The 14,928-nt window shown below is 67.6% G+C and carries 16 protein-coding genes; 8 read left to right on the forward strand and 8 right to left on the reverse strand.

Going from position 1 to position 14,928, the window contains the following annotated elements:
• Positions 1-96 precede the first annotated feature (96 nt).
• The 4 genes from purC to purQ are packed head-to-tail and all read left to right on the forward strand — an operon-like array spanning position 97 to position 2,054.
• Complete coding sequence (gene purC, locus GSE44_RS03440) at positions 97-861, forward strand: phosphoribosylaminoimidazolesuccinocarboxamide synthase (RefSeq protein WP_159347367.1); 765 nt, start codon at positions 97-99, stop codon at positions 859-861.
• Positions 861-1,103 carry a phosphoribosylformylglycinamidine synthase subunit PurS gene (gene purS, locus GSE44_RS03445; RefSeq protein WP_159347369.1) on the forward strand — a complete coding sequence of 81 codons (243 nt, stop codon included), beginning with the start codon at positions 861-863 and terminating at the stop codon, positions 1,101-1,103. The genes purC and purS overlap by 1 nt, the downstream gene beginning before the upstream one ends.
• A gap of 34 nt (positions 1,104-1,137) precedes the next feature.
• Positions 1,138-1,383, forward strand: a complete 246-nt coding sequence (locus tag GSE44_RS03450) for a hypothetical protein (RefSeq protein ID WP_159347370.1) — start codon at positions 1,138-1,140, stop codon at positions 1,381-1,383.
• The gene (gene purQ, locus GSE44_RS03455; protein ID WP_159347373.1) at positions 1,380-2,054 is read left to right on the forward strand and encodes a phosphoribosylformylglycinamidine synthase subunit PurQ; all 675 of its coding nucleotides are present in this window, start codon (positions 1,380-1,382) and stop codon (positions 2,052-2,054) included. Before GSE44_RS03450 ends, purQ begins: the two co-directional genes overlap by 4 nt.
• A 132-nt stretch (positions 2,055-2,186) precedes the next feature.
• Here the strand turns inward: purQ and GSE44_RS03460 are convergent, their stop codons facing one another.
• Together GSE44_RS03460 and GSE44_RS03465 are read right to left on the reverse strand one after the other, a co-directional pair.
• Positions 2,187-2,858 carry a potassium channel family protein gene (locus GSE44_RS03460; RefSeq protein WP_159347375.1) on the reverse strand — a complete coding sequence of 224 codons (672 nt, stop codon included), beginning with the start codon at positions 2,856-2,858 and terminating at the stop codon, positions 2,187-2,189.
• Positions 2,851-4,149, reverse strand: coding sequence for a TrkH family potassium uptake protein (locus GSE44_RS03465; protein ID WP_235924551.1), 1,299 nt, complete (start codon positions 4,147-4,149; stop codon positions 2,851-2,853). Before GSE44_RS03465 ends, GSE44_RS03460 begins: the two co-directional genes overlap by 8 nt.
• 284 nt (positions 4,150-4,433) lie before the next feature.
• Here GSE44_RS03465 and GSE44_RS03470 point away from each other — a divergent pair, with 284 nt between their 5' ends.
• Positions 4,434-5,405, forward strand: a complete 972-nt coding sequence (locus GSE44_RS03470) for a Bug family tripartite tricarboxylate transporter substrate binding protein (protein WP_159347377.1) — start codon at positions 4,434-4,436, stop codon at positions 5,403-5,405.
• Between the two features lie 66 nt (positions 5,406-5,471).
• Here GSE44_RS03470 and GSE44_RS03475 read toward each other — a convergent pair whose 3' ends face one another.
• The 5 genes from GSE44_RS03475 to GSE44_RS03495 all read right to left on the reverse strand — a co-directional run bounded on the left by GSE44_RS03475 (position 5,472) and on the right by GSE44_RS03495 (position 11,499).
• Entirely contained in the window at positions 5,472-5,705 is a 234-nt protein-coding gene (locus GSE44_RS03475) for a hypothetical protein (RefSeq protein WP_159347379.1), read from the reverse strand.
• A gap of 274 nt (positions 5,706-5,979) precedes the next feature.
• On the reverse strand, positions 5,980-7,005 hold the full coding sequence (locus tag GSE44_RS03480) for an SDR family NAD(P)-dependent oxidoreductase (RefSeq protein WP_235924534.1): 1,026 nt from the start codon (positions 7,003-7,005) through the stop codon (positions 5,980-5,982).
• 664 nt (positions 7,006-7,669) lie between these two features.
• Complete coding sequence (locus GSE44_RS03485) at positions 7,670-9,619, reverse strand: hybrid sensor histidine kinase/response regulator (protein WP_201305918.1); 1,950 nt, start codon at positions 9,617-9,619, stop codon at positions 7,670-7,672.
• A 259-nt stretch (positions 9,620-9,878) separates the two neighbouring features.
• On the reverse strand, positions 9,879-10,727 hold the full coding sequence (locus tag GSE44_RS03490; RefSeq protein WP_328799052.1) for an amino acid ABC transporter substrate-binding protein: 849 nt from the start codon (positions 10,725-10,727) through the stop codon (positions 9,879-9,881).
• Positions 10,728-11,229: 502 nt separating this feature from the next.
• Complete coding sequence (locus GSE44_RS03495) at positions 11,230-11,499, reverse strand: hypothetical protein (protein WP_159347383.1); 270 nt, start codon at positions 11,497-11,499, stop codon at positions 11,230-11,232.
• 229 nt (positions 11,500-11,728) lie between these two features.
• Between GSE44_RS03495 and GSE44_RS03500 the strand changes: the two genes are divergently transcribed.
• A complete protein-coding gene (locus GSE44_RS03500) occupies positions 11,729-12,931 on the forward strand; it encodes a calcium-binding protein (protein ID WP_159347385.1) in 1,203 nt (400 codons plus the stop codon).
• A 48-nt stretch (positions 12,932-12,979) separates the two neighbouring features.
• Here the strand turns inward: GSE44_RS03500 and GSE44_RS03505 are convergent, their stop codons facing one another.
• A complete protein-coding gene (locus GSE44_RS03505) occupies positions 12,980-13,213 on the reverse strand; it encodes a hypothetical protein (RefSeq protein WP_235924535.1) in 234 nt (77 codons plus the stop codon).
• A gap of 188 nt (positions 13,214-13,401) precedes the next feature.
• Between GSE44_RS03505 and GSE44_RS03510 the strand changes: the two genes are divergently transcribed.
• Positions 13,402-14,151, forward strand: coding sequence for an oxygen-binding di-iron domain-containing protein (locus GSE44_RS03510; RefSeq protein ID WP_159347387.1), 750 nt, complete (start codon positions 13,402-13,404; stop codon positions 14,149-14,151).
• A gap of 467 nt (positions 14,152-14,618) precedes the next feature.
• Positions 14,619-14,861, forward strand: coding sequence for a hypothetical protein (locus GSE44_RS25510; RefSeq protein ID WP_159347389.1), 243 nt, complete (start codon positions 14,619-14,621; stop codon positions 14,859-14,861).
• The last annotated feature ends 67 nt before the right edge of the window (positions 14,862-14,928 follow it).

Below are 14,928 nucleotides of genomic sequence, written 5' to 3' on the forward strand. Positions count from 1 at the left end.
CCTCCCCCCGCCCCCCTGCTATACGCCCCTCATCGCCGCCGTGGGCCGGGCCGCAACGCCCGATTCCGGCGGCCGCACGAATTTCGGGAACTCCCCATGGCCCGCAGGCGACAGCTTTACGAAGGCAAGGCGAAGGTCCTCTTCGAAGGCCCCGAGCCCGGCACCCTCGTCCAGTACTTCAAGGATGACGCCACCGCCGGCAACGGCACCAAGAAGGGCATCATCACGGGCAAGGGCGTGCTCAACAACCGCATCAGCGAATACCTGATGACGCGCCTCGCCGAGATCGGCGTGCCCACCCATTTCATCCGCCGCCTGAACATGCGCGAGCAGCTCATCCGCGAGGTCGAGATCATCCCCCTCGAGGTGGTGATCCGCAACATCGCGGCCGGCAGCCTTGCCAAGCGCCTCGGCATCCAGGAAGGCACCCGCCTCCCCCGCTCGATCGTCGAATACTACTACAAGAACGACGCCCTGCAGGACCCGATGGTCTCCGAGGAGCACATCACCTGCTTCGGCTGGGCCGCGACCCAGGACCTGGACGACATCGTCGCCCTCGCGCTCCGCGTGAACGACTTCCTCACCGGCCTCTTCCTCGGCGTCGGCATCTCGCTCGTCGATTTCAAGCTCGAATTCGGCCGCCTCTACGAGAATGACGAGATGCGCATCGTCCTCGCGGATGAGATCTCGCCCGACAACTGCCGCCTCTGGGACGCGAAGACGGGCGAGAAGATGGACAAGGACCGCTTCCGCCGTGACCTCGGCAAGGTCGAGGAGGGCTACCAGGAAGTGGCCCGCCGCCTCGGCATCCTCCCAGAGGCCGGCATCCGCGACATGAAGGGCCCGGAGTTGATGCAGTGATGACCAAGGCACGCGTTTTCGTCATGCCGAAGAACGGCGTCCTCGACCCCCAGGGCAAGGCCATCGGCCACGCCCTCGGCACCCTCGGCTTCGAGGGCATCGGCGAGGTCCGCACCGGCAAGGTCATCGAGCTGGAACTCGCGGAAACCGATCCCGCGGCGGCCAAGGCCACGGCGGAAGCCATGGCCCGCAAGCTCCTTGCCAACACGGTGATCGAATCCTTCCGCGTCGAAATCGCCTGACCCGCGCGGCGGCCGCAGCCCCGGGAACCGCGCCATGATCAAGGCCAGCCTCCTCATCATGGCCGTCCTCACGGTCCTGATCTCGTTGCTCCTTTCATGGCGCGAACGCCGCATGGCCGTCCCGCCCCCGCCGCCCACGCGCCGCCCCAGGCGCCCCCCCGGCCTCGTCGCCCGCGGCAAGGCCAGCATCGACCGCTGGGTTACCGCCGCCGCCATCGCGGCCATCCTCACCACCGCCGTGCTCGGCGGCCTCCACTGGCTCAGGGTGTTCCAACAATGAACGCGACCATCCTCCTCTTCCCCGGCACCAACCGCGAACGCGACATGGCCATCGCCCTGCAGCGCGTGACCGGCCGCAAGCCCTCCATCACCTTCCACCGAGAAACCGAGCTTCCGGCGAACACGGACCTCGTTGTCCTCCCCGGCGGCTTCTCCCATGGCGACTACCTGCGCTGCGGCGCCATGGCCGCCCAGTCGCCCATCATGGGCGCGGTGCGCGATTTCGCGGCCAAGGGCGGTCACGTCCTGGGCGTCTGCAACGGCTTCCAGATCCTCTGCGAGGCGGGCCTCCTTCCCGGCGCCCTGCTGCAGAATATCGGCCTCCGCTTCCTCTCCATGGAGACGCTGCTCCGCGTCGAGCGTGCCGGCACCCCCTTCACCTCCCGCTGGCAGCACGGCGCCACCTTCCGCGCGCCCATGGCGCATGGCGACGGCAACTACTTCGCCGATGACGAGACGCTGGACCGGCTGGAAGGCGAAGGCCTCGTCGCCTTCCGCTACGCAGACGGCAACCGCAACGGTGCCGCCCGCGACATCGCCGGCATCCTCTCGCCCAATCTCCGCATCTGCGGCCTGATGCCGCATCCGGAAGACCTGGTGGACCCGCTAATGGGCGGCGAGGACGGCCTCCCCCTCTTCACCTCCCTCGCCGAAACCCTCGTCGCCGCCTGACGAGACCCAGGCTCCGGCACCCAAGCCCCGGCACCGCAAGGCGCCGGGGCTTTTTCATGCGGGCCATCCCCTCCGCGGGCGCCCCACCCCGCAGCCGGGAATGCACAAGCGCCCTGGTGACGGCAGGTGCCATCATGTGATGGCTGCAAAAGCCTCCACGAGCTTCGTGGGGCCGGATACGATGAGCAGGTCGCCCTGCTCGATCCTTGTCTCCGGCAGCGCATAGGTGAAGTCGGTCCTCGGCCGCTTCACGCCGACGACGGTGATGCCGTATTTGCTGCGCAGGGAGCACTCGGCGAGCGACTTGCCCAATGCCTCTCGCGGCGCACGCGTCTTGACGATCGCGAAGCCGTCATCGAACTCGATGAAATCGATCATCTTCCCCGTCACGAGATGCGCCACGCGCTCCCCCATGGCGGCCTCGGGATAGATCACGTGATGGGCGCCCGTACGCTCCAGGATACGGCCGTGCTTGGACGTCAGCGCCTTGGCCCAGATATCCGCGACACCGAGTTCACTCAGCGCAAGCACGGTCAGCACGCTCGCCTCAAGATCGGTACCGATGCCGACGACCGCCCTTGCAAATTCATGCACGCCCAGCCGGCGCAGCGTGTCGCTGTTGGTCGAATCCGCCTGGACCACATGCGTCAGGCGGTCGGCCCAGGATTGCACGAGCTCGGCATTCTGATCGATGCCGAGAACATCATGCCCGACGCGGGCAAGGGACTCCGCGACGGCGCCGCCGAACCGGCCGAGGCCGATGACCACGACATTGTCGCTGTCGGGTGAGGGAGTTCTAGCCAACGATGGGGCGCTCCTCTGGATAGCGATACGGGCTCCGTCTGCTCTGAAGCGCGAGCCCGGTTGCCACGGTGATGGTCCCGACCCGCCCGAGGAACATCAGGAACACGAGAAGAACCTGGCCGGTCGGCGGCAGGCTGGCGGTGATTCCGGTGGACAGCCCGACGGTAGCAATCGCCGAGATGACCTCGAACAGGACATCATGCAGGGGAAAGTCGCTGACGCTCAGAAGGAGCAGGGTCGCCGCCCCCGTCATGCCAACGGCCAGCAGCGCGACGGTTAGCGCCTGCCGCTGGACCTCCCGCGAGATCCGCCGGCCGAAGGCGGTGACATCGGGTTCGCCGCGGATCTCGGCCCAGACCACAAGCCCGAGTACCAGGAAGGTCGTGACCTTGATGCCGCCAGCGGTGCTCGCGCTCCCGCCGCCGATCAGCATCAGCCCATAGCTGACCGCGAGGGTTTCCGGCTCGAATTTCCCGATGTCGAGAGAGTTGAAACCCACAGACCGTGTCGCGACGGAGTGGAATGCGGAGCCGAGCAGCTTGCCCGAAAGATCGAGCGGACCAAGCGTCGCCGCGTTGCTCCACTCATAGGCGAGGACAGCCACCCACCCACTCAGCAGGAGCGCGCCCGTGCCAAGGAGCGTGATTTTGGTGTGCACCGACCACTTCTCCGGCCGGCGCGGGTTGCGGCGCATGTCATGCAGCACAGGGAAGCCGATGCCGCCCAGGATCACCGCCGCCATGATGGGACCCAGGATCAGCCAATCGAACGCGAAGCGCATCACACTGTCCGAATAGGTGGAGAATCCGGCATTGTTGAAAGCGGAGACCGCCAGGAACACGCCATTCCAGATGGCCTCACCCCATGGCTCTCCGTAAGCATGGTGCAGGCGGAGGGCCAGGACCGTGGCCGTGACCAGCTCGACGCTGATCGTGACCAACAGGACCAGCCTCAGCACGCTGGTGACATCACCGAGCCCCAAACTGCGGGTCTCCGCCTGGGCAATCAGGCGGGTGCTGAGCCGCAGCTGCCTGGCGACCAGAAGTCCCAGAAGAGTCGCCCCGCTCATGATCCCAAAACCGCCGATCTGGATCAGTCCCAGGATCACGGCCTTCCCGAAGCCTGACCAGTAGGTGGTGGTATCCACGACGATCAGCCCGTTGACGCATACCGCGGAGGTTGCGGTGAACAGCGCCGGCAAGAAGGCGGCGCCACCCTCGCCGGCCCGGGAGATCGGCAGCATCAGGAGCCCGGTGCCCACCGCCATGGCAAGCAGGAAGGTCAGCGGCACCAACCGGGCCGGATGCTGGAGAGCACGGGGCAACACAATCTCCTCGGCCGTCCGGAGGGAAGGCTACCGCGGCTCTACCCCGCCATCCTGGCCGCCTCCAGCCATGGCGGCGGGGCCATGCCACCAATGGCCATTTTGCTCTCCCAGATGTCAGGAGGCAGCACCGATTCCGTGCGGCCGCCCCGAGGCCATCAAGGGCCTGCGCCTCTGGCGCCCTCCGCACCACCCATGCCACCATTTCCGCAGAACACCGCGACAAGCGGTGAAAGCCGGGAGCACAGCCCATGAAACGCCGCACACTCGTCACCGGCCTGGCCGCGACCACGATCCCCCTCGCCCATCCACGCGCCCAGACCGGCCAGGCCGGCAACTACCCCGACCGCCCGGTCCAGATGATCGTCGCCTACCCGCCCGGCGGCGGCACCGACATCGCGGCCCGCACCCTCGCGCAGTTCCTGGAACGCGAGCTCCGCCAGCCCGTCGTCGTCCTCAACCGCGCCGGCGCCGGCGGCGAGATCGGCTTCGGCGAACTCTCCCGCGCGAAGCCGGACGGCTACACCATCGGCTTCATCAACACCCCCAACATCGTCACCATGCCGATTGAGCGCCGCACCGCCTACAAGCTCGACGACATCGCCCCCATCGCCAATGTCGTGGATGATCCCGGCGGCTTCTTCGTCCTCAAGGACAGCCCGCACAACACCCTCGCTGACCTCGTCGCCTTCGCGAAGGCCAATCCGGAAAAGGTCACCTACGCCACCACCGGCGTCGGCTCGGACGACCACCTCGCCGGCCTCGCCTTCTCCCGCCAGGCCGGCATCAGCCTGACGCACGTGCCCTATAACGGCGCCGCGCAGACGCGGAATGCTCTGATGACTCGCCAGGTCACCCTCGCCTCGGTGAACATGAGCGAGGGCCTGCCCGACGCCCAGCAAGGCCTTGCCCGCTCCCTCGGCCAGATGGCAACCACCCGCTGGGAAGGCATGCCCGACGTTCCCACCTTCCGCGAGCAGGGCTACGACGTCGTCCAGAGCTCCATGCGCGGCCTCGGCGCTCCGGCCGGCGTTCCGCCCGAGATCCTCAACCGCCTTGCCGATGCCGTGCGGCGCATCGTCGAGAATCCCGAGTTCCGCCGCATCGCCGCCCAGCAGGCCCTGCCCCTCCGCTATCTCGGGCCGGACGAGTTGCGCACCGAACTCACCGGGCTGCGCACCAACTTCGAGAAGCTCTGGGCGGAACATCCCTGGCGGGACTGAAGCAGGGCCGGGTGAACCTCCCCCGGCTCCCTTCCCTGCCGGCAAAGCCACACGCCCGGAACCGTCCTAGGGCGAGCCGCTCGAATTCCGGAGGCGCCTCGAGCCTTGCTCCGGCAGGAACACCTCCGCCATGGATTGCGGCACCCGGAGCTCGCGCAGCAGGTCACGGCTTCTCTGGACGAGATCATGCGTTTCGCGGGCAGCCTCCCGGGCCGCCTCCGTCCTCGCCATCACGGCTGCGAGGAGGCGCAGGGTTTCCTGTCTGACCTGGGCGTCGGATCTGGTCTTGGTATCGGGCATTCAGCGGGTCCAAGGGTGGGCCAGCGCCTATGTTGCGCCGCGAAGCCCGACCGTCGCTCACATGCGCTAATGCCGCCTGGCGCACCCTGCCCTGGCTCCCGCAGCCTCCCTCACAAGGGGATGCACCACCCACAATTCCCCGCCCTTCCGCCGCGGCCCGCGGGCTTACGAACACCGGTCCCGCCACCAGCGGAACCGCCATCACCCCTCGTCGTGAAATCACGCGCAACGCGCCCCTCGATCGATCCTGCATCCTCTCCAGAATGCCGGAATCCTACCGCGCCTCGCGCGCCCGGTCCTCCGCCTCCATCCGCGCCCGTACGCCGCCATCCACCCCTGTGCCCCGCGCCACCGGCTCATGCACCGATCCGGCCGTCACCGGCGCGGGCGCCGCATCCTCCATCTGCGAGCGGTGCACCAGATTCCCTGCCAGATGCTCTGCCGCGCGCGGCCAGATCTGGTCACCCAGAACCGCCGCCTGCGCCTTCCACCCCACCGCATATTCCCGCACCGGATGGATGGAGACCCAGACGATCGCGTCCACCACCTCCTCCGGCCCGTCCATCATCGCCATCCGTGCCGACCGACCGGTGTAGTTCGATCCATGCTCCCAGAAGGGCGTGTCCGTCGCCCAGGGCAGCACGGTCGCCACCTGGATGCGGTCATCCATCCCGCCCAGCCGCAACTCCTGCCGCACCGCCCCGGAAAAGCCGATCAGCGCCGCCTTCGTCGCCGCATAGCTCGCGTGATAGGCCAGCGGCACATGCCCCTCCACCGAGGAGATGTTCACCAGCACGCCGGAGCCCTGCCGCCGGAACTGCCGCAGCGCCGCATGGCTCCCGTACAGCGCACCCTTGAGGTTCACATCCACGATGCGGGCATGGTCCGCGACCGGAACCTCATCGAACCGCCCATAGGCGCCCACGGCGGCATTGTTCACCCACACGTCGATCCGCCCGAAGCGCTCCACCGTCGCCCGCGCCAGCCGCTCCACCGCCTCCGGATCGCTGACATCCATCGGCACCACCAGCGCCTGCCCGCCACGGGCCCGCACAGTCGCCGCCACCTCCTCCAGCACCGCCCCCCGCCGCGCCACCAGCACGACATTCGCGCCATAGCCGCCGAGCCTCTCGGCCACCCCGCGCCCGATCCCGCTGGAAGCCCCCGTCACCACATAGGTCCGCCCCGCCACCCGCGCCCGGTCCCCGGAACCAAGCTGAGACGGCGCCGCGCAGCCCGTCAGCCAGGCCCCCAGCAGCAGGACCAGAAGAAAGGAGGAAAGTCTCGAACCGATCCGCAAGGCGCCATCTCCCGCCGGAATCCACCGAGCCGCCCATCGCCCCGAACGGTCCAGGCATAACCGTGCCGTCGCCATTTCGTTCCACGAAAGGTCACTGCGACGGCCCAGACCGGAGCCGCGCTCGCACAGAACCCACCCCGGAATGGCATCGCAACGCCTGGACCCTGCCTCTGAGGGGTTTCCCCAAGGACGTTCAGCCGGAAGCGCGAGGCGGCGAAAGCCTAGGCCGAACCAGGAGCCGCCCTCGTATCCCGGCAACACCTCACCGATCGCCGGGAGGTCCGGCAGGCTCTCCGCACACTATGGGCCGGTCGTCGCGAGGGGAATGATCCGCCCCGCCTGGACATGCGGTATGCGCCAAGCTGGGATAGGGCAGAAGTGTGAAGCGCAGGCCGCGCCGCATGGAACTGACGGAGATCGACCATCTGCTCCTGGAGGAGGTGCGCCTCATCCTGCCGCGCCTGGCGAGAGCCGAGCGCGCCACCCTGAGTGCCGCGACAGGCGAGCAGGGCAAGCTCCGCGTCGGCGTCGCGCCGACCGCCCCCTTCTACCCCTTCGTGCCCCGTATCATCCGCGCCTCCGCTCCGCCCCGGCCATCCGCACCAACGCGCATCAATGGTGTTCCGGGACAGCTCGCCAGCCAGTGCCGGCGGCGGCAGGCGTCTCAGCCCCCGCTCGTGATCGCCCTTATCCGGTTCGCCAGCATCTCCATCGCGAAGGGCTTGGTGAGTATATGCATCCCCGGCTCCAGCTGCTCACTCCCCACCACCGCATTCTCCGCATAGCCGGTGATGAACAGCACCGGCAGCTCCGGCCGGATCTCCCGCGCCGCATCCGCCATCTGCCGCCCGTTCATCCCCCCGGGCAGCCCCACATCGGTGACCAGCAGATCGATCCGCACATCCGACTGCAGCACCCTCAGCCCCGAAGGCCCATCTGCCGCCTCGATCGCCGAATAGCCCAGCTCCTGCAGCACCTCGGTCACCAGCATCCGCACCGTCGCTTCGTCATCGACGACCAGCACCGACTCCCCATGCTCCGCCTGCGGTGCCACGCCGAGCTCCGGCTGCGCCTCCTCCGCTGCCGCCGGCCCTTCGTGCCGCGGCAGGTAGATGCGCATCTCGGTGCCCACCCCCACCTCCGAGGAGATCCGCACCTGCCCGCCCGACTGCCGGGCGAATCCATAGACCATGGAAAGCCCCAGCCCCGTCCCATGCCCCAGCGGCTTGGTCGTGAAGAATGGATCGAAGGCCCGGTCGATCACCTCCTGCGGCATGCCCACCCCGGTATCGGCGATGCACACCACCACATAGTCCCCCGGCTTCACCTCCTGCCCGCGCACATCGCGCTCATCCAGCGTGACGTTGGACGTCTCGATCCGCAGCTGCCCGCCGGACGGCATCGCATCCCGCGCATTGATGCACAGGTTAAGGACCGCGTTCTCCAGCTGGTTCGGATCGCACAGGGTCGGCCACAACCGGCTCGACAGGAAGGTCACCACCCCGATCTGCGGCCCCATCGTCCGCCGGATCAGCTCCTCCATCCCCAGGATCAGCCTGTTCGAATCCGTCGGCCGCGGGTTCAGCGTCTGCCGCCGCGCGAAGGCCAGCAGCCGGTGCGTCAGCGCCGCCGCCCGGCTCGCCGCCCCCTGCGCCGCCGAGACATACCGGTCCAGATCCCCGATCCTCCCCTGCGACACCCGCGTCTTCAGCAGCTCCAGGCTTCCGATGATCCCGGTCAGCAGGTTGTTGAAGTCATGCGCCAGCCCGCCCGTCAGATGCCCCAGCGCCTCCATCTTCTGCGCCTGGAACAGCTGCTCTCGGGACTGCTCCAGCTCCAGCTGCGCCTGCCGCCGCTCCGTCAGGTCCCGCGTCACCTTTGCGAAGCCGATCAGCTCGCCGCTCTCGTCCCGGATCGCGTCGATCACCACGCTGGCCCAGAACCGGGTGCCATCCTTGCGCTGCCGCCAGCCCTCCGCCTCGTACCGCCCCTCCCGCCGCGCGGTCTCAAGCGCCATCCAGGGCACCCGCGCTTCCCGATCCTCCGCTGTGTAGAACCGTGAGAAATGCTCCCCCACGATCTCCTCGGCGCCATAGCCCTTGATCCGCTCGGCCCCGGCATTCCAGTTCGTCACATATCCCTCGGGGCTGAGCATGTAGATCGCGTAATCCACCACGCCCTGGACCAGCAGCCGGAACCGCCGCTCGCTCTCCAACGCCTTCAGCTGGGCCTCGCGCGCCTCGGTCATGTCCCGCGTGATCTTCGCGAAGCCGATCAACTGGCCGTTCCGCCGGATCGGATCGATCACCACCATTGCCCAGAACCGGGTGCCGTCCTTGCGCACCCGCCAGGCCTCGGCCGTGAACCGCCCCTCCTCCTCGGCGATTCGCAGTGCCTCCCGCGGCACCCCGGCCACCCGGTCCTCCTCGGTGTAGAAGCGCGAGAAATGCTCGCCGATGATCTCATCGGCCGCGTACCCCTTGATCTGCTCCGCCCCGGGATTCCAGCTCAACACCCGCCCGGTCGGGTCCAGCATGTAGATCGCGTAGTCCATCACACCCTGGATGAGCAGCTCATGGGCATCGGCGATGGCAAACGGCTTGGTACGGTTCATCGGGCCACCAAAGGGGAAGGCGGGGCAGCGATCAACCCGGGCGCCCCGCAACCCGCCTCAGCACCCTTCCGCCCGAGCCTCAAGCACCACCCCGTTCACAAGCTTCGCAGCGGGCCCGCCGCGCGGCAAGTTCCTTACGGCCATGCCGCAGCGCGAAACGGGCCGGAGACCTGGCGGACAACAACAAGGAAAGGACGAGGGAAGTAATTCCCCCGGCCCCACTTCTTCTTTGTCACTTCCGAAAATCAGTCACGCAGGTTTACCGCATCGGCGGCGCGTACTGAATGCCGCCATTTTTCCACAAATTGTTCATCCCGCGCTGCACGCCCATTGGCGTGATGTTGCGGTCCCACATCTCCGCGAAATTCCCAACCTGCTGCACGATTCTCACCGCCCAATCCGGCTGCAACCCCAGCGACGCGCCCAGATCCCCTGTTGCCCCCATGAATCGCGGCACCTCCGAATTGGAACTGTCCCGGAAGTTGTCGATGTTCTTGCTCGTGATCCCCAGCTCCTCCGCGGTCAGCTGCGCGAAATGCGCCCAACGCACCACGTCGAAGAACTTGAAGTCCCCGTTTCGCACCACGCTCCCCAGCGGCTCCTTCGAAATGATCTCCGGCAGCACCGTGTACAGCCCGGCATTCGACCCCTGCGCATAGCGGAACGAAGCCAGCGAGGACGCATCCGTCGTGAACGCATCGCACCGCCCGTTGATAAATGCTGCCCGCAGCTCCTCCAGATTCTCGATCACCAGAGGCGAGAACCGCATGTTGTGGACACGGAAGTAATCCGTCAGGTTCAGCTCCGTCGTCGAGCCGGGCTGCACGCAGACCGTCGCCCCGTCCAACCCCCGCACCGAGGTCACGCCCGACGCCGTCTTCACCATGAAGCCGGTGCCGTCATAGAAATTGATGCTCGCGAATTCGAGCCCCAGCGACGCCTCCCGCCCCAGCGTCCAGGTCGTGTTCCGCACCAGCATGTCCACCTCGCCCGATTGCAGCGCGGTGAAGCGGTTCGTCGCCGTCGTGTTGATGAACCGAACCTTGTTCGCATCGCCCAGGATGGCCGCCGCCACGATGCGGCACCCATCCGCATCTAGCCCCCGCATCACCCCCCTGGCTGTCCGGCAGGCTGAACCCCGCCGTTACGCCGGCCACCCCGCAGAGCAACGCTCCCCGCGCCCGGATCGCCCCCACCATGTCCGAGGACGGCGCCTGCGCCGCCCCCTCCCCCACCAGCCCGCACAGCACCACGGCCCCCAGGGCCACGCGCCCGAAGGCGCCCCGCATCGCATCCAGCATCCAGTCGGCATCCCCGCTCGAGGTTCGAGATGCGCGTGACCGGCGGCCTCCTCCGGGCCATGTCCCTGGCCCACCGCCAGGCTAGCGACGCAGCCGCTCCGACGCCAACCTAACCGCGAAGCCGCGCAGCCCTAATCCACCCGCACCGCTGGCGAAACCGCCATCAGCCGCAAGAGCAGCGCGCAACCACGAACGGAACAGGACATGCCCGGCCTCCAAGCCGGCTGAAGCGCCAACATTATTCCCGCCCCGGACCGGACTTCCTCGCCATCTAGTCCAACTTGGAAAGGCCTTGCCGCAACCCCCGCCTCACCGCTTCACGAATTTGAAGAACCGGCTCGGCTGCCCATCCGCCGTATTGTCCTGATGCAGGAAAGCCAGCTTCCGGTCCTCGAATGTCTCAAAGAACGCCTTCCAGCTGATCTCCTCCAGCCGCTCCTCCTTCGGCCCGAAATCCACCCGCAGGATGCCCTCGCCATCCTCGCCCTCCGTGCCCGCCACCACGCTGGGCCGCCCGCCCCGCGCCTCGATCCACTGCCGGATCACCGCATGATCGGTCGTCGTGTTGCCCTGGCTCATCCGTTCCACCCTCCCGGCCGCCTCCTCGAAGCGGCGCCGACGCCCCGGGGAACACCCCGCCCACCCCGCCGTTGCCTCACAACCATGCGCGTCTGCCAGGCCCGCAGCCGCGCCCCACACCCCTATCAATTTGGACTCAAATTTCCTCCCCCAGCCCACCGCCTAGGCGAAACTCCAACGTTTGTAGCTGGCCACCAGTCTGGTGGTGGCCCAAAATCGAGGAACCGCAATGCCCACTCCGACCAACGGCAAGGACAGGCTCACCTACGGCGACGGCCATGACCGCGGCGGCGACGGCAACCTCCACACCTTCATCGATCTCCTGGGCGGCAACGACGTCGTCTATGCCGGTGGCGGCAGTGACTTCTTCTCCGGAGGTGACGGCAAGGACCGCCTCTATGGCGAGGCCGGCGACGACGCCCTCTTCGGCGGCGCCGGCAGCGACAAGCTCTATGGCGGCGACGGGAAGGACTTCCTGAACGGCGGCAGCGAGGGCGAAGGCACCGACGAGGGCAAGGACGACCTCTACGGCGGCGCCGGCGACGACGTTGTCTTCGGCGGCGGCGGCAAGGATCGCCTCTGGGGCGATGAAGGCAACGACCAGCTCGGCGGCGGCCTTGGCGACGACCGGCTCTGGGGCGGCATCGGCCATGACCAGGTAATGGGCGGCGAAGGCAAGGACATCCTCTACGGCGAGGATGGCGACGACACCCTCGACGGCGGCGCCGGCAACGACAAGCTCTATGGCGGCGACGGCATCGACATCATCTGGGGCGACAGCCGGATCGGCGGCGGCCCCGGCGGCAATGACACCATCGATGGCGGCGACGGCATCGACTATGCCGTCTTCCGTGGCAGCTTCTCCGACTTCAGCATCACCACGAACAGCGATGGCGTCACCACCGTCCGGGACCTGCGCGCCACCTCGGAATTCGGAATGACCGATGGCAAGGACAGCCTGACGAATATCGAGCGCCTGGTCTTCGAGGACAGGACCATCTCCCTCTCTAACCCGGACCTGGACGCCACCTTCGCCGGCGCCAATACCGCCGACGTCGCCGATGGCAGCTTCACCGCCAATGCCTCGCTCGACCTGCCGGACGACGTGGACATCTGGCGCGTCTCCCTTACTGCGGGCCAGACCGTCACGGCCTTCACCACCGCCGAAATGGTCAACCAGCCCCGCACCAACATCTCGGTCTATGACGCCAACGGCCAGTTCCTCGCCCTCAACTGGGACGACAACCAAGACGACCCGGACGAAGGCTTCCCCGACCTGAACCTGACCTTCACGGCACAGGAAACCGGCGACTACTACTTCGCCGTCGCGGGCTACGCCCACATCCCGACCGGCAGCGACGACCCGGCCGCCCCGAACTACTCCGGCTTCTCCGGCCAGAGCGGGGACTACATCTTCAACCTGACCGCCTGACGCAAAAATGGGCCGCCGGTTCCCCGGCGGCCCACCAATCCGGCGCCCTCAGCGCCTCAGGGATGCGAAAAACCGGCTCACTTTTCGGTCCGCCGTCTTGTCCTGGTGCAGGAAGGCCAGCTTCCGGTCCTCGAAAGTCTGGAAGAACTTCTCCCAGGAAACCGCCTCCAGCCTGCCCTCCTTCGGCCCGAAATCCACGCGCAGGATGCCTTCGCCATCCCCGCCCTCGGTGCCCTTCACGACGCTTGGCCGCCGACCCCGCGCCTCGGTTCCTCGGTCCATTGCTTGATGATGTTGTGGTCCGTAGTCGTGTCGCCCTGGCTCATGACGCGACCTCTTGGGCGGCAGTGGGTCACATCGCGAAATTCCAGTGAATCAGGGTATCACCGCCTGTTAGTCTTCGATCCTCTGCCGGGGGCTGCAACACGCCCGCAGCCACCCGGCCCGCCTTCTGGACAGGAGGACGCGCCGTGGAGACCAGGATCGCAGAAGTCGCCGACGGTATCTTCAGGCTCTCGACCTTCGTGCCGGAGATCGCCCCACCCGCCGGATTCACCTTCAACCAGTTCCTCGTGCTCGGGGATGAACCCCTGCTCTTCCACACCGGGTTGCGGCGCATGTTCCCGCTGGTGCGGGACGCCGTGGCCCGGATCATCCCGCCGGAACGCCTGCGCTGGATTGCCTTCGGCCATTACGAGGCCGATGAATGCGGCGCCATGAACGAATGGCTCGCAGTGGCGCCGCATGCACATGTGGCGCACGGGCAAACCGCCTGCCTCGTCTCGCTCAACGACATGGCCGATCGCGCTCCGCGGATTCTCTCGGATGGCGAAGTGATCCATATCGGGGACGGCCGGCGCCTTCGCTATATCGACACCCCCCACATCCCGCATGGCTGGGACGCCGGTGTCATGCTGGAGGAGGGCAGCGGCACCCTGCTCTGCGGCGACCTGTTCACTCAACTCGGGGACGGCCCTGCCTTGACCGAGGGCGACGTGGTCGGGCCCGCCATCGCCGCCGAGGACCTCTTCCACTACTCCAGTCTGAACCCGGGCATGGGCGCGACGATCCGCCGCCTCGCCGGGCTCTCGCCCCGGACACTTGCCCTGATGCACGGCCCTTCCTTCACCGGCGACGGAGCGGCGGCACTGCGCGCTCTGGCCGATGACTACGACCGCCGCGTCCAGGCGGCTCTGGCCCTCAGCGCCTTACCGAGCTGATGAACCGACTCTCCTTCCCGTCCGACGTCTTGTCCTGATGCAGGAAGGCCAGCTGCCAAGCCCGCCTATTGACTTTATTCCTATTTGTGGTTATCCTTACAAGCGATGCCCCTCCCCCACGCCCCCCGCCTGACCCCACCCCGCCCCTTCTCCCCCCTCACCGACGACCAATGGGCCGCCCTCCTCCCCTACATCCTCCCCCGCGCCCCGCAGGGCCGCAAAATCGCCGATCTCCGCGCCCGCATGGACGCCATCTTCAAACCACCGCCACCCACGCCCCCTGGCGCGAAGCCCCTCCCGCAGGCGCCAAACCCGAAACCATCGCCCGCTACTACCGTCGCCTCACCCATGCCGGGCTTTGGGAACGCCTTCTCATCGCCCTGGCCGACGCCGCCCCCAAACACCCCCTCCGCAGCATCGAACACCTGATCGTCCGCGCCTGCCGCCGCGCCCACCGCCTGCGCGGCATGCCCTTCCTCGTCCTCATCCGCCGAATCGGCCTGCGCTCCGCCCTCCCCGGCCCGCCCTGGCTCCTCCCCGATCCCCTTTTGTCCGAAACCCTCTCCCGCGCCCCTCTCCCTCTCGGAATCCCGAAAACCCCGGAGGGAAAGCGCCGCCGCACCGATTACCTCAGGGCCCTGAAGCACCTCTTCCGCGCCGCCGAGGGCCGCGCCCGCATCCCCCGCTCCGTCCGCCTGGCCTGGCCCTGAGCCCCGCCATGCAACAGGCGCCCGCCTCCATGTCCCACGATCCCCTGGACAAGCCGCGCGCCCCTGT

The sequence above is a fragment of the Muricoccus harenae genome, from assembly GCF_009848505.1.
Lineage (GTDB): Bacteria > Pseudomonadota > Alphaproteobacteria > Acetobacterales > Acetobacteraceae > Roseomonas > Roseomonas harenae.